12 protein-coding genes are annotated in these 14,123 nt (G+C 61.8%); 5 read left to right on the forward strand and 7 right to left on the reverse strand.

What is annotated here, in order from left to right; all coding sequences use genetic code 11:
* The first annotated feature begins 51 nt into the window (after positions 1-51).
* Positions 52-1,443, forward strand: a complete 1,392-nt coding sequence (locus IB249_RS09485; RefSeq protein WP_192303886.1) for an MFS transporter — start codon at positions 52-54, stop codon at positions 1,441-1,443.
* A 51-nt stretch (positions 1,444-1,494) separates the two neighbouring features.
* Here the strand turns inward: IB249_RS09485 and IB249_RS09490 are convergent, their stop codons facing one another.
* From IB249_RS09490 to mqo, 3 genes are all read right to left on the reverse strand, one after another.
* Positions 1,495-2,613 carry a glycosyltransferase 61 family protein gene (locus IB249_RS09490; protein ID WP_192303888.1) on the reverse strand — a complete coding sequence of 373 codons (1,119 nt, stop codon included), beginning with the start codon at positions 2,611-2,613 and terminating at the stop codon, positions 1,495-1,497.
* A 50-nt stretch (positions 2,614-2,663) separates the two neighbouring features.
* Positions 2,664-3,818: a GNAT family N-acetyltransferase gene (locus IB249_RS09495; RefSeq protein ID WP_192303890.1), complete on the reverse strand. Its 1,155-nt coding sequence runs from the start codon at positions 3,816-3,818 to the stop codon at positions 2,664-2,666.
* 502 nt (positions 3,819-4,320) lie between these two features.
* Positions 4,321-5,961: a malate dehydrogenase (quinone) gene (gene mqo, locus IB249_RS09500; protein ID WP_192303892.1), complete on the reverse strand. Its 1,641-nt coding sequence runs from the start codon at positions 5,959-5,961 to the stop codon at positions 4,321-4,323.
* 381 nt (positions 5,962-6,342) lie between these two features.
* Between mqo and ilvD the strand changes: the two genes are divergently transcribed.
* Positions 6,343-8,025 carry a dihydroxy-acid dehydratase gene (gene ilvD, locus IB249_RS09505; protein ID WP_192303894.1) on the forward strand — a complete coding sequence of 561 codons (1,683 nt, stop codon included), beginning with the start codon at positions 6,343-6,345 and terminating at the stop codon, positions 8,023-8,025.
* Positions 8,026-8,134: 109 nt separating this feature from the next.
* On the opposite strand, the gene IB249_RS09510 is transcribed toward ilvD, so the two are convergent.
* Complete coding sequence (locus tag IB249_RS09510) at positions 8,135-8,878, reverse strand: DUF72 domain-containing protein (protein ID WP_192303896.1); 744 nt, start codon at positions 8,876-8,878, stop codon at positions 8,135-8,137.
* 157 nt (positions 8,879-9,035) lie between these two features.
* On the opposite strand from IB249_RS09510, the gene IB249_RS09515 reads away from it, so the two are divergent.
* Positions 9,036-9,467 (forward strand): nuclear transport factor 2 family protein, encoded by a 432-nt coding sequence (locus tag IB249_RS09515; RefSeq protein ID WP_192303898.1) that lies wholly within the window; start codon positions 9,036-9,038, stop codon positions 9,465-9,467.
* A gap of 47 nt (positions 9,468-9,514) precedes the next feature.
* Here the strand turns inward: IB249_RS09515 and IB249_RS09520 are convergent, their stop codons facing one another.
* Positions 9,515-10,075: a nucleotidyltransferase family protein gene (locus IB249_RS09520; RefSeq protein ID WP_192303900.1), complete on the reverse strand. Its 561-nt coding sequence runs from the start codon at positions 10,073-10,075 to the stop codon at positions 9,515-9,517.
* 71 nt (positions 10,076-10,146) lie between these two features.
* Positions 10,147-10,656: a winged helix-turn-helix transcriptional regulator gene (locus IB249_RS09525; RefSeq protein ID WP_192303902.1), complete on the reverse strand. Its 510-nt coding sequence runs from the start codon at positions 10,654-10,656 to the stop codon at positions 10,147-10,149.
* Positions 10,657-10,756: 100 nt separating this feature from the next.
* On the opposite strand from IB249_RS09525, the gene IB249_RS09530 reads away from it, so the two are divergent.
* Complete coding sequence (locus IB249_RS09530) at positions 10,757-11,386, forward strand: isochorismatase family cysteine hydrolase (RefSeq protein ID WP_192303904.1); 630 nt, start codon at positions 10,757-10,759, stop codon at positions 11,384-11,386.
* A gap of 4 nt (positions 11,387-11,390) precedes the next feature.
* Positions 11,391-12,956 carry an aldehyde dehydrogenase (NADP(+)) gene (locus IB249_RS09535; RefSeq protein ID WP_192303906.1) on the forward strand — a complete coding sequence of 522 codons (1,566 nt, stop codon included), beginning with the start codon at positions 11,391-11,393 and terminating at the stop codon, positions 12,954-12,956.
* A 7-nt stretch (positions 12,957-12,963) separates the two neighbouring features.
* Here the strand turns inward: IB249_RS09535 and IB249_RS09540 are convergent, their stop codons facing one another.
* Positions 12,964-13,962 carry a bile acid:sodium symporter family protein gene (locus tag IB249_RS09540; protein ID WP_192303908.1) on the reverse strand — a complete coding sequence of 333 codons (999 nt, stop codon included), beginning with the start codon at positions 13,960-13,962 and terminating at the stop codon, positions 12,964-12,966.
* Between the last annotated feature and the right edge of the window lie 161 nt (positions 13,963-14,123).

Here is a 14,123-nt window from a genome sequence, read left to right on the forward strand (position 1 = left end):
ACGGTGAAGTCACGCGCCATGCCGGTTTCAAACACCCCGGTCGAGCCAGGTATGAGTGTGCAGACCCGCCTGATTGCGTGGGTGGTGGCCATGACCTTCTTCATGGAAAACCTCGACGCGACGGTCATTGCCACCGCGCTGCCGGCCATGGCCAGCGCGTTCGGTGTCACCCCGGTCGATATGAACGTCGGGATCACCGCCTATATTCTTGCAGTGGCCATTTTCATCCCGTTGTCGAGCTGGGTCGCCGACCGGTACGGCGCTCGCCGGGTGTTCGCCGGTGCAATCATCGTCTTCACCCTGGCGTCACTGCTCTGCGGGTTCAGCCAGAATCTCGAAATGTTCGTGTTCGCCCGCGTGCTGCAAGGCATGGGCGGTGCACTGATGGTGCCAGTGGGACGGCTCGCGGTCCTGCGCAACACCGACAAGAAAGACCTGGTGAACATGATCGCGGTGATTACCTGGCCCGGCCTGATAGCCCCCATTCTCGGCCCCGTGGTGGGCGGCCTGATCGTCACGCACGTGTCGTGGCCGTGGATCTTCTACGTCAATGTACCGCTCGGCGTCGTGGCGTTGCTGGCCGCGCTTCGGCTGGTGCCCGAAGGCCATGAAGGCAACGTTCGTCCCTTCGACGGCAAAGGCTTCGTGCTGCTGGCCGGCGCGTGTGTCCTGCTGCTGGGTGGCCTGGAATGGCTCGGCAGCCAGCACGGCAACGCCATGCTCTATGGGCTCGGAGCGCTGCTGGCTGGGGTCATGCTGGCCGCGTGGGCGGTGCACCACAGCCGACACCATGCCAACCCGTTACTGCCCCTCGGCACCCTGGCCCTCAACACATTCCGCGTCTGTATTGTCGGCGGTTCGCTGTTTCGCCTGGCCATCAGTGCCCTGCCGTTCCTGCTGCCGCTGTTGTTCCAGGTCGGTTTCGGCCTGTCCCCGGTCGATGCCGGCCTGCTGGTGCTCGCGGTCTTTGCCGGCAATCTCGCCATGAAGCCGTTCACCACGGCGATCATGCAACGCTACGGTTTTCGCAAGGTGCTGCTGGTCAATGGCGTTATCGGCGTCATGTCCATCGCCGCTTGCGCCCTGTTTACCCCGCACACGCCATTGGCCCTGATTGCAGGGGTGCTCTTCGTAGGCGGCTTGTCGCGGTCCATGCAATTCACCTGCTACAACTCCATCGGCTTTGCCGACGTTCCCAAGGCGCGCATGAGCGAATCTTCAGCGCTGTTCAGCCTGTTTTTCCAGCTGGCCATGGGCATGGGCGTCGCGGTCGCCGCATTGCTGTTACGCGCCTCGATGTCGCTGCAAGGCCATGAACAGCAGGCGCAGGTGGCGGACTTTCGAATGGCCTTTATCGGGGTGGCCGTGTTGGGGTTGCTGGCTTTGGTGGATGTGATCAGGTTGCCCGCGGATGCGGGCGATAGTGTGTTGAAACGGGCCTGAGCGGACAGAAGCGCCTTGCCGGGACGACCGCCCCCGGCAGTCCCCCGCTGCTCACGAAGGAAACAGATCCAGTGTCCGCTCCACCTCGTCGATATCCATCGTGAAACCATCGCCCTCGGGCCGGCCCACGACAAAACCGAAGTTCTGATGATCACGATCCGTCAGGTATTTGTAGTAACTGACAAAGCGGTTCGGTGGTTGCAGCGTCAGCACCGAGCCCCCCTGCTTCAGCACATTCACCCCATGCACCAGCTGACTGCCTTCGACACCGATCACGGTCTGCGCGCCGGCGCAGGTTGCCACGATGGTCGGGACGTCGCTCTTCAACGGATCGAGGATGCGAAAGCCGCGGGTCTTGTGCAGGTGTTCAGCGACTTCCAGTTCGTTGCGCAACAGGCGCAGATCGCCAGCGCCGCCCCGCAGGATGAACACGCCGGGGTGCGGCGCATGGTCCACATGGGACAACAGCTTTTCACCCATGGCCCGGTAGCGCAGGTGCCGGTTGCGGTTCTGGCTTTGATCGTCGAACAGCACCAGTTCGCGGAAGAAGGCCGTGTGCAGGCGCGTGGGCTGCATGTCGAACCAGTCCTCGTACGCAGGCGTCTGGGTGAACAGTGGAAAGCGCGCGGACGGTGCGGTGGTCACCGGCAAACCTTCTTCGCGGGCCAAGGCGTAGGTCGGGCAGTCTTCCATCAACCAGGTGCCGAACCAGGTGTTGCCGTTTTGTGTGCAATACACCGCTGCACGCTGGATTTCCCGTTCCACGACAATGTGCGGGAAGCGTACGGGCTTGAGCGACAACCACAGACTGGCGTTGCCCTTGTAGAGCACGCCATCGATCAGCCAGACATCCTTGAGCAGGTAGCCGCGCGTCGCGCCTTGAACGACGTCCCCCAACCCTTCCATGGTGCGCGAAGGATGCTCATAGGGGTAAAAACGCTTGGCCTCCCAACCTGTCACGCGCTCCATCTGCCCAGGCAGGAAGAACGCCGGCGGCGAATGCGTGACCTCGCTCGGCGCGATGTCCCAGCTTTTCACCGCGAGGTTTTTCAGGTTGATCTCGGCTTTGTGCGCAAGCTTTTTCCTCGCCAGGTGCCGATAGGCTGCCAGCGTCCACTTTTTTTGGCGGCCGGCGCGCACGGTGCCCAGCTGCGAAACATCGCTTTCCATGAAAGTCCTCCCGCAAGGCGCTGACACCACTGAACGGTTTCGGCCACGCCTCAGGTAGATGTAACCATTTGTAAAATTGGCGTGGCCTGCAAACCAGCGTAGCGGCTGCGCAAGGTTTCGAGAAACTGTTCGCCTGATTTTTCTGCGCAATGCAGGTAAATCCTGTCTACCCCGCCAAAGACCATCTCGTGGTAACGGCGAGCCGCCTCCTCGCCGCTTTGGCCATCGGGCAAGCCCAGGTGCAGGGTCAACGCCTTGCCCTCGAAGGCGAACAACGGCGTGTCCCAGAGGAAGCGGGCTGCGCCGGTCTTCGGCAGGCGAATGAACAGGTAAGCGTCGTTGCCCAGGGAATCAACGTCGCCACCGCGTCTTCTCTTCCACTTCAGCAGCCCGTCATCGGGTCGGGCGACGCACAGCCCGATGTCGTAATAATCGAAGCCATGGGCGATCGCCCATTCAAGCGCCAGGTACGTGGTCATCGAATTGACTTCACGCAGCTTCTTCGCATCGGAAAAGACCGCCTCGGTGTAACCGAAACGCAAGGTGCTCCAGTAACGCTTGCCGTTGCGGGTGATGACGCAACCGAGGTGGCAGGCCACCACCTCGCCGTTCAGCTCGATGAGGTCGAGCCGCCCGGTCGTCCTGGCAATCCGGAAGACTTCCCGGGTGTCGAACTGAGCCGCATGGGTGCCCTGGCGGGCAACGGCATACGGACGAAGCATGTCACGGTCGGCCCGTTCGATGTCCTCGTCCAGCAGCGCCTGGCGCATCTGATAGAGCGGCCGGTTCTTGCGGATGCTGCGGCGCAGTTCGCTGTCGTACCGGGCGGTGATGTCTTCCAGGGACCGCCCCAATGGCACCACGGCACTCAGGTAGACCGGCACGTTCAACGCGCCCGCGGTTGGCACTTCGCTGATCACCACCACGTGCTGTGAGGCCACAGGCTGCGCTTGATCGACTTGCACGCCGTGGTCAATCAACGATTTGCCGCCGATCAGCAGCTTGGCCATGTCCCGGCGGTTTTTGCGGCCGACGTACAGGACTTCGTAGGGACTTTCATGCTGCAGCCGAAACCGGGCAATTTCCCAGCGCCATAGACAAGCTTGCTCCGCCAAGCCGTGAAGCCGGTGCGCCATGCTTCGAAGCTCATAGCGCATCGAAGGCGAGACCCATTTTCTGACCATTGCCGCCAATTTTTCCTTCACTGCATCCTCTCCTTGAACAATGTTGAGAAAAAGGTCAAAGAAACATCCGGCGGCACCTCACAGCCGTACTAAAACCCTGATTCAGCGCATATTTTTAGGCATTCAATTTTTTTTACATTAAGTAACAGTTAAGGGAAAAAGCGCCTGATTTGCAAGCAAGTTTCCGAAGCAGTCAGGGCTTGAAAACTGAACAAAGAAGAGCGAGACAGGTGGCGGAAACGGGCCGAACACGCCATCTAATCCATTGATTAATAATAATTTTCCAGCATTACTTGGCCACATTTGGTTCGTGCACTGCCTGCTGGCTCGACGTCTTCAGACACGCTTAAGCCTTGATACGGAAGGGATTTTGACAGACGCAGACTTTTACATTCTGAAACACATTTGACAAATTTCCGGCTCATTTATCTTGACTGACGGTAATTTGACGAATGAAACCCGACCAACAAAAAAGCCCACTGACCGTTACCGGTTCAGTGGGCTTCTTGAAACACTGCTCTGTTTACAGAGCCATGTCCCGTGCCGCTTCAGGCTTCGGCGCGTCTGCCGGAGCCGCCGCTGGCGCTGGCGCCGCCTGACCAATCACCGGGGGTGCCGGCAATTGCAGGATCTTGGCGGTGTAGGCCCACTCCTCGGCCACTTTGGCCGGGTCATTGTTCAGCTGAGTGCCGTAGCTCGGCACGATCTTGTGCAGTTTGGCCTGCCACTCAGGGGTGGCGACCTTGTCCTTGAACACCTTCTGGATCACCGACAGCATGATCGGCGCAGCCGTCGAAGCACCTGGCGAGGCGCCCAGCAGACCGGCGATCGAACCGTCAGCCGAAGCAACAATCTCGGTGCCCAGTTTCAACACGCCGCCCGCCGCTTCGTCACGCTTGATGATCTGCACGCGCTGACCGGCCTGCCACAGACGCCAGTCTTCGGCCTTGGCATTCGGGAAGTATTCCTTCAAGGCGTTGAGGCGGTCTTCATCCGACAGCATCAATTGACCGGCGAGGTACTCCACCAGCGGGTATTCCTTGATACCGACCTTGGTCATCGGCCACACGTTGTGAGTGGTCGTGGTGGTCAGCAGGTCCAGGTACGAACCTTCCTTGAGGAACTTGGTGCTGAAGGTCGCGAACGGGCCAAACAGGATGACGCGCTTGCCGTCCAGGACACGGGTGTCCAGGTGCGGAACCGACATCGGCGGTGCCCCCACCGAAGCCTTGCCGTAGGCCTTGGCCAGGTGTTGCTCGGCGATGGCCGGGTTGTCGGTGACCAGGAACGAACCACCGACCGGGAAGCCTGCGTATTCACGCGCTTCAGGAATGTCCGACTTCTGCAGCAGGTGCAGCGCACCGCCGCCGGCACCGATGAACACGAACTTGGCGTCGGTTTCGGATTTGCTGCCGTCTTTCAGGTTTTTGTAGCTGACGCGCCAGGTGCCGTCTTCGTTGCGGGTGATGTCCTGCACTTCGCTGGACAGCTTCAGGTCGAATTTCGGCGTGGTTTGCAGGTGCGCAACGAACTGGCGGGTGATCTCGCCAAAGTTCATGTCGGTGCCGAGCGGGCTCCAGGTGGCCGCGATTTTCTGGTTCGGGTCACGCCCTTCCATCATCAGCGGGACCCACTGCTTGATCACAGCCGGGTCTTCGGAGTACTGCATGCCGGCGAACAGCGGGCTGGCCTTCAGCGCTTCGTAGCGTTTCTTGAGGAACTTGATGTTGTCATCGCCCCACACGAAGCTCATGTGCGGAGTGGAGTTGATGAACGAACGCGGGTTCTTCAGCACGCCCTGCTGAACCTGCCAGGCCCAGAACTGACGGGAGATCTGGAAGGCTTCGTTGATTTCAACGGCTTTCGGGATCGATACGTTGCCTTTGTCGTCTTCCGGGGTGTAGTTCAGCTCGGCCAGGGCAGAGTGGCCGGTACCGGCGTTGTTCCAGCCGTTGGAGCTTTCCAGGGCGACGCCGTCAAGGCGCTCGATCATTTCCATCGAGGTGCCGGGTTCCAGCTCGTTGAGCCAGACGCCGAGGGTCGCGCTCATGATGCCGCCGCCGATCAACAGCACATCGACTTTCTTGGCTTCTTCGGCCTGGGCAGTCGTCATCCCCAACGACAAGGCCAGACCCAGCAGGGCCGTGTTCACTTTCTTAAACATCTGTAGCACCTATGATAAAACGTCATCCACCCTGCCTTCCTGCTGACGAGTCCCCAATCACGACAGACAGGCCGACTGTCCCCGGTACTCGCGCATGGAATTGCAGGGCGGGCACACAAGGCCGATTGCATGCATCGACCCCAGTTATATGTCCCTACCGAACTGACTTTTTATCTTTTTTGGCTTCAGCTACTTGAGCGACAGTGATTCTGCTCGCCTGTCACCAGGGACAGGAAAACGGAATGGATCAAACTCAGTGGCGCGAAGAATATCACGACACGGCAAACCCGCGCGTCTGTTCCTGACCGGATAGTCCGGGCGCGCGCGTCGGGGCCACTATACTGACCCTGATTTTTCCAGGTGCCCTGGCGAGGAGCAGTCATGAGCAATAAAGACGATTTGCGCAAATATTCCTCTCAAGTGGTCGATGGCGTGGAGCGCGCACCCGGCCGCTCGATGCTGCGCGCCGTGGGCTTCACCGATGAGGATTTCAAGAAGCCGCAGGTTGGCATCGCCTCGACCTGGGCGATGGTCACGCCTTGCAACATGCACATCGACAAGCTGGCCCAGGAAGTGGAAAAAGGCGCGAATGCCGCCGGGGCCAAGGGCGTCATTTTCAACACCATCACCATTTCCGATGGCATCGCCAACGGCACCGAAGGCATGAAGTATTCGCTGGTATCACGCGAGGTGATCGCCGATTCCATCGAGACGGTGGTCGGTTGTGAAGGCTTCGACGGGCTGGTGACCGTAGGCGGCTGCGACAAGAACATGCCGGGGTGCCTGATCGGCATGGCGCGGCTGAACCGCCCTGCGATCTTCGTCTATGGCGGCACCATCCGCCCGGGTGCCGGGCACACCGACATCATTTCCGTGTTCGAAGCCGTGGGCCAGAACGCACGCGGCGACATCAACGAGATCCAGGTCAAGCAGATCGAGGAAGTGGCGATCCCCGGCCCCGGCTCGTGCGGCGGCATGTACACGGCCAACACCATGGCTTCGGCCATCGAGGCACTGGGCATGAGCCTGCCCGGTTCCAGTTCCCAGGACGCCGTCGGCAGCGACAAGGCCTCGGACAGTTTCCGTGCCGGACAGCAGGTCATGGAACTGCTCAAGCTCGACCTCAAGCCGCGGGACATCATGACCCGCCAGGCTTTCGAAAACGCCATCCGCGTAGTGATCGCCCTCGCCGGCTCGACCAATGCGGTGTTGCACTTGCTGGCCATGGCCCACGCGGTGGATGTCGAACTGAGCCTGGATGACTTCGTCGAACTGGGCAAGGTTTCGCCGGTGGTGGCCGACCTGCGCCCCAGCGGCCGGTACATGATGAGCGAACTGGTGGCCATCGGCGGTATCCAGCCGTTGATGAAACGCATGCTCGCCGCCGGAATGCTGCACGGGGAGGTCATGACCGTCACCGGCAGGACCCTCGCGCAGAACCTGCAAGACGTGGCGGATTACCCTGATGGCCAGGACGTGATCCTGCCCTTCGACCAACCGATCAAAAAGGATTCGCACCTGGTGGTGCTGCACGGCAACCTCGCGCCCAGTGGATCGGTCGCCAAGATCACCGGCAAGGAAGGCCTGCGCTTTGAAGGCACGGCGCGGGTCTATCAGGGCGAAGAAGGCGCGTTGGCCGGCATTCTCAACGGTGAAGTGAAAGCCGGCGAGGTCATCGTGATTCGCTACGAAGGGCCCAGGGGCGGCCCCGGCATGCGCGAAATGCTGTCGCCGACCTCGGCGGTGATGGGCAAGGGCCTGGGCAAGGACGTGGCGCTGATCACCGACGGGCGCTTTTCAGGGGGCTCCCATGGTTTCGTGGTCGGCCACATCACCCCGGAAGCCTTCGAGGGCGGGCCGATCGCGTTGATCGAAGACGGCGACCGGATCACCATCGACGCCGAAACCCGGCAGATCACGGTGGCGGTGTCCGACGCCGTGCTGACCGAACGCAAGGCGCGCTGGGTGCGGCCGGAACTGAAGTACAAACGCGGAGTGCTGGCCAAGTACGCGAAGACCGTGTCCAGCGCGTCGGAGGGGGCGGTGACGGACAAGTACCTCTAGGCGATGGGCTGGCGTTGCATGAGCCGTTGCTATCGCGAGCAGGCTCGCTCCCACAGGGGGGGCAGTCTGCACCTGCCCAATGTGGGAGCGAGCCTGCTCGCGATGGGCCCTATAAACCCGACCGACATCCCAGCAACTCACCCAGGGTCAACGCATTGCCCAGGGCAAAGCCGCTGGCGGTGTTGTCGAAAATGCACCAACAGGCCCCACCCGCCCCCGCCGCGCCTTGGACCTGCCCGGCCAGCGCCTGCAACCGGCTTCGGTCGTAGTCACTGTGATAAATGCGCGGCGAACCATGCCAGCGCCAGTAGCGAATGCCCGGCCATCCACCCGGCGTATCCCCACCGGGAATCGGCGAGGGATCCGCCGCTACCCGACCGACTTCATGCTCGATCAACATCGCCTCCGCGCCCAGCCAGCTCGCATGCCGTGGCTCAAGCACCACGTGCCCCGCAAAGCGCTCGCGCAGAGCCCGGAAAAACGCCGTCGCGTTGTCCTCTTCAAAGAAGAGTGACGGCGGCAGTTGCACCAGCACACAGCCCAGGGCATCCCCCAGCCCCGTGCATTGGGAAAGAAACGCGTCCAGCAACGGCTCGCAGTCGTGCAGGCGCTGAACATGGGTGATGGTCTTGGGCATCTTCACCGAAAAACGCACAGTCGCCGGCACCGACTGCGCCCAACGCTCATAGGTTTGTCGTCGATGCGGTCGGTAGAACGAGCTGTTGATTTCAACGGCGTTCAAGCGTGACGCGTAACGCTGCAAGTGCGTTCCTTGCGCAGCAAACCGCGGCCACTCACTGCGCGGCAGGCTCCAACCGGCACAACCGACGTAGAGCTGATTCGCCTCGTTCAATGGGCCCCTCCGTTCACAACGTGATCCCGTTCCTGGATTCGAGAAAACTGCGCCCGGCAAGTTCGTTTTTTCCTTGGCGCATGCTAGGTTGTACGACGACTGATGAATAACATGCACGGCTCATCGATCGCTCACCCACAACAACAAGGAATGCCCCATGAAAAAAGTCAAAGTGCTGGTTGGTTTTCTCTGCCTGTTCAGCGGCTACGTCGCCGCCGCCCCGTCTGCGGGCGAGGCCGATGTGGCCAAGGCGGTCGACAAGCTGACCCAGGCCATGCTGAAAAAGAACATCCCCGAACTCAATGCGCTGACCGCCGAGAACCTGACCTACGGGCATTCCAGCGGCAAGATCCAGAACAAGCAGGAATACATCGCCGACATCGAAACCGGCCGCAGCGCGTTCAAGACCCTGGAGATGCAAAACCAGACCATCAACCTGTCCGGCGACGTCGCGCTGGTGCGCAATCATTTCTCGGCGCAGGCACTCAAGGGCACCGAAGTGATTCCGACCGAGATCGAGAACTTCCAGATCTGGCAGAAGCAGAAGGGCCAGTGGCTGCTGGTAGGGCGTCAGGCGTTCAAGTTCTGATGCCATGACTCAAGGGGGCATCCTGGCGCGATGTCCCCTTTTTGCATTCAGGCCTCGACCAGGCGCAGAAAAGGCCAGCGCGCCCGGTAGCTTTCGGCCTTCTGCACAAACAGGTCCGGTTGGTGGTTGAGCGGATTGATCCGTAACAACCCCTGCTCGATGTCGCTCAGGCCGTACGTCGCATGCAGTTCACCCGTCGCCACGTCCAGGCCAATGCAAGTGCCCGCCACCAGATAGCGGTCGATGCCCTCCTTCGCCGACTGCAACTTCGGGTAGTCGCGACCGAATCGCTGTTTGTACCAACAATGAACCCGCGCCTGGTTCTTGAATTCGAGGTTCGCGTCGAGGTCATGGAAAAGTGCCCGCGCCGCCAGGATCACCTGGTTTTCGGCCTCCCACGAGGTGTCTTCATCGAAGTAGAAGATGTCGTAATCCTTGATGCCCCACTCGGCAGGCCGGCCAGACTGGTGATTCCATACCGCCTGAAACAGGCAGCCTGCGGTCAGCATGCACTGGTGCAGCCTGAGCTCGGGCAGGCGTCGGACCAGCTCGGCATTGGCCGGGTTGGTCATGGCGATGGCAATCAGTGTTTCGGCGGTCAATGGCATGCGGGCTCCGTGCGCGATGGCGAAAATCCTTGTGGCCGAACTGATTCAGCAAGCGGTGCGTTCCAGGCGCTCTATTGCGGGCTGCGGCTGCCCTTGAACGCCTCGCGCCGGGCCTGACGTTCAGCGCTGTAGGCGGCACTCTGCTCGCTGATCAGGTCATCCCGGCGCAGCAGCTCACCGCAGTGGGCACAAACCGGCCCCAGGCCAGCGGGCTCACCGCAGGTCTTGTGGGTGTAGACCACCGCCAACCCCTCCTCCGGCGACTTGCACCAGGTCTCGCCCCAGGCGCGCAATGCCAGCACCACCGAGTAGAAAGCCCGGCCTTTTTCGCTAAGGTGATATTCGTAGCGTGGCGGTCGTTCGTTGTAGAGGCGGCGTTCGACCAGGCCTTCGGCCTCCAGGTTTTTCAGACGCGTGGCGACCATCTGCGGAGTGCCGCCGGTCTGCGCCTGGATCTCGTCGTAGCGATGGCTACCCATGAACAACTCCCGCAGCACCAGCACGGTCCAGCGGTCACCCACGACGGCTTCGGCCCGTGCAATCGGGCACAGGGTGTCGGGTGCAGGGGTGTTTATCGACATAGGGACTTGCCTCTTTCCTAGTTACTATGATTATCATATCTACACAATGCACGGGCAAGCCCCGGCACCTGTCACTCATCTTTTCGTGGAGAACATTCTGATGTCGAACGCCCTTTATCCGCTCAATCGCACCGCCTATCTGCTGGTCGATCCGTACAACGACTTCCTGTCCGACGGCGGCAAGGTCTTCCCCCTGATCAAACCGATCGCCGAGCAGGTGGGCCTGCTCGACAACCTGCGCGCCCTCGACCGCGCCGTACGCGCCCAAGGCATTCAGGTCGTCATCGTACCGCACCATCGCTGGGAGCATGGCGACTACGAAAACTGGGACCACCCGACGCCAACCCAATGCAAGATCATGCACATGCACCACTTCGCGCGGGGCGAATGGGGCGGGGAATGGCACCCGGACTTCGCTCCGAAGGACGGCGACATCGTCGTCCAGGAACACTGGGGCTCCAGTGGTTTCGCCAACACCGACCTGGATTTTCGCCTCAAGCAGAAAGGCATTACCCACGTGATCATCGTCGGCCTGCTGGCCAATACCTGCATCGAGGCGACCGCCCGCTACGCATCGGAAATGGGTTACCACGTCACGCTGGTGCGTGATGCAACCGCCGCGTTCCGCCCGGAAATGATGCACGCCGCCCACGAACTGAACGGCCCGACCTTCGCACATTCGATCGTGACCACGAACGAACTGGTCACCGCCCTCGCCGAGCAGGAGTGAACCGATGAAACTCACAGGAAACCTGCTGATCGGGGCCCATGATGTCCCGGCCAGCGAAGGGACGATGAAGGCCCTCAACCCCGCCACGAATCAATGGCTCGACACCGATTTCGCCCTGGGCGGCGCGGCCCAGGTGCATCAGGCCGCCGTCCTCGCCGACGAGGCATTCGACAGTTACAGCCATACCTCGCTGAACCAGCGCGCGGCGTTTCTGGAGAGTATCGCCGACAATCTCGAGGCCGTTCGCAGCCCATTGGCCGAGCGGTCCGCACTGGAAACGGGGTTGCCGCAAGCGCAGCTCGAAGGTGAAGTCGGTCGAGCCGCCACGCAGTTCCGCCAATTCGCCCAGGTGGTGCGCAAGGGCCGCTTCCTGCAACTGGCCATCGACCCGGCGCAACCTGAGCGTCAGCCGCGCCCGCGCATGGACCATCGCCTGCAGAAAATCGCCCTCGGTCCGGTGGCCATTTTCGGAGCGAGCAACTTCCCGATCTCCTACTCGGTGGCCGGCGGCGACACCGCTTCGGCGCTGGCCGCAGGCGCCACCGTCATCCTCAAGGCGCATAACGCCCATCCGGGCGCCTCGGAAATCCAGGCGCGAGCGATTCAGAAGGCCGTGCACGATCACGGTCTGCACGAGGGCGTGTTCTCGATGGTGCGCGGCAACGGCAACGCCATCGGCGAAGCGCTGGTGGATCACCCGCTGATCAAGGCCGTGACGTTCACCGGCTCGGAACATGGCGGCATGGCCCTGTATCGCCGCGCGCAGCAACGGCCCGATCCGATTCCGGTGTTTACCGAAATGACCAGCATCAACCCCACGTTCATCCTGCCCGCCGCACTGGCCGAACGCGGCGCACCGATCGGCGACGGGTTCATCGAACGCATGCTGGTCAACGTCGGGCAAGCCTGCCTGCGACCCGCCCTGCTGATCGCCATCGAGGGTCCTGGCCTGCAAGCGCTGCGCGAGGCGATGGTGAAACGCGTGAGTGAGGCCCCGGCCCGCACGATGTTGACGCCGGGCATTCATGCGTCCTACCTCAAGGGGCTCGCCGCCCTGGAAGCGGCGGGGGCGCACAGGATTGCCCAGGGCTCGAGCGCCCGTGCGGACTTTGACGGCCAGTCGGCGTTGCTGGAAGTCAGCGGCCACCGCTTGCTCGGCGAAGCGGTGCTGTCCCAGGAGGTGTTCGGCCCGTCAGCGCTGCTGGTGACGGTCGAGGATGATGCGCAATGCCTCGCCGTGGCCCGCTCGCTCAACGGCCAGCTCAGCGCCACCCTGCACCTTGAAGAGCAGGACCTGCCGCTGGCCCGGCGCCTGTTGCCGGTGCTGGAGCGACGCACCGGACGCATCGTCGTCAACGCCTTCGCCCACCCGCAGGAAGTGACCCACGCCACCGTTCACGGCGGACCGTTCCCGGCGACATCCGACAGCCGCTTCACGTCGGTGGGCATGACATCGATCGAGCGCTTCCTGCGTCCGGTGGCTTACCAGGGTTTCCCCCAGGCGCTGCTGCCCGAAGCGCTGCGCGACTTCAACCCGCTGCAATTGCCGCGCAGTGTAGACGGTCAGTGAACCGGCCTCAGGGATCGACCTGAGCCATCAACTCCGGGACGCTTTCCGGACGTTTGGCATAACGTTGCGCAAGGACTGCGCAGACCATCAACTGAATCTGGTGGAACAGCATCAGCGGCAGGATCAGCACGCCGATGGTGCTGCCGGCGAACAGCACCTGGGCCATGGGCACGCCGGTCGCCAGACTTTTCTTCGAACCGCAGAACAGGATGGTGATGCGGTCTTCCTGGTTGAAACCGAAGGCCTTGCCAAGCACGGTGGATGCCAGCAGGACCAGCGCCAGCACGATGCAGCAGGCGACCACCAGGCCTGCCAGTTCCCAGAGCGGGATCTGATGCCAGATGCCTTCGTTGACCGCCTCGCTGAATGCGCCGTAGACCACCAGCAGGATCGAACCCTGATCGACGAATTTAAGCCAGTTCTTGTTGCGCCCCACCCAGGCGCCGATCCAGCGCCGGGCAATCTGGCCGGCGATGAATGGCAACAACAATTGCACGCTGATTTTCACGATCGCATCCAGCGTCGAACCACCATCGCCGTGGACGTTGAGCAGCAACGTCACCAGCAACGGCGTGAGGAAGATCCCGAACAGGCTGGAAGCCGCCGCACTGCAGATCGCCGCCGGGATATTGCCGCGTGCCAGGGACGTGAAGGCAATCGCCGACTGCACCGTGGCCGGCAATGCGCACAGGTAGAGCATGCCCAGGTACAGATCGTCGCCAATCAGCGGCGAGAGCACGGGCTTGAGGGCCAGGCCGATCAGCGGGAACAGGATGAACGTCAGGCTGAACACCAGCAGGTGCAGGCGCCAGTGGCCGGCGCCGGCGATGATCGACTCACGGGACAGCTTGGCGCCATGCAGGAAAAACAGCAGGGCGATGGCCAGGTTGGTCAGCCAGCCAAAACCCACCGCGACCTGACCGCTGGCGGGCAGCAGGCTGGCGAGAATGACCACGCCGATCAGGGTCAGGGTGAAGTTGTCGGGCAGGAAACGGGGGCGAGTCATGGGTATCTTCCAGGGCGCGAGGTACATGGCATCGACTTTAACGCGCCTGCTGATTGCCGGCTAACGCTAATAAGCCAGCAGATATCGCCAAACGGACACAGTACGGGTGCAGCAAAAGCCCGATCCGCCGATAGAATGGCGCCACTCCGGCGAATCACTGA

Source organism: Pseudomonas sp. PDM04 (genome assembly GCF_014851765.1).
Taxonomy (GTDB): Bacteria; Pseudomonadota; Gammaproteobacteria; order Pseudomonadales; family Pseudomonadaceae; genus Aquipseudomonas.

Bases quoted from the DNA above. Each gene is read 5' to 3' on its own strand.
- IB249_RS09535 (WP_192303906.1), top strand. From the start codon at position 11,391: ATGAAACTCACAGGAAACCTGCTGATCGGGGCCCATGATGTCCCGGCC.
- IB249_RS09525 (WP_192303902.1), bottom strand. From the start codon at position 10,656: ATGTCGATAAACACCCCTGCACCCGACACCCTGTGCCCGATTGCACGG.
- ilvD (WP_192303894.1), top strand. From the start codon at position 6,343: ATGAGCAATAAAGACGATTTGCGCAAATATTCCTCTCAAGTGGTCGAT.
- IB249_RS09520 (WP_192303900.1), bottom strand. From the start codon at position 10,075: ATGCCATTGACCGCCGAAACACTGATTGCCATCGCCATGACCAACCCG.
- IB249_RS09490 (WP_192303888.1), bottom strand. From the start codon at position 2,613: ATGGAAAGCGATGTTTCGCAGCTGGGCACCGTGCGCGCCGGCCGCCAA.
- mqo (WP_192303892.1), bottom strand. From the start codon at position 5,961: ATGTTTAAGAAAGTGAACACGGCCCTGCTGGGTCTGGCCTTGTCGTTG.
- IB249_RS09515 (WP_192303898.1), top strand. From the start codon at position 9,036: ATGAAAAAAGTCAAAGTGCTGGTTGGTTTTCTCTGCCTGTTCAGCGGC.
- IB249_RS09540 (WP_192303908.1), bottom strand. From the start codon at position 13,962: ATGACTCGCCCCCGTTTCCTGCCCGACAACTTCACCCTGACCCTGATC.
- IB249_RS09485 (WP_192303886.1), top strand. From the start codon at position 52: ATGAGTGTGCAGACCCGCCTGATTGCGTGGGTGGTGGCCATGACCTTC.
- IB249_RS09530 (WP_192303904.1), top strand. From the start codon at position 10,757: ATGTCGAACGCCCTTTATCCGCTCAATCGCACCGCCTATCTGCTGGTC.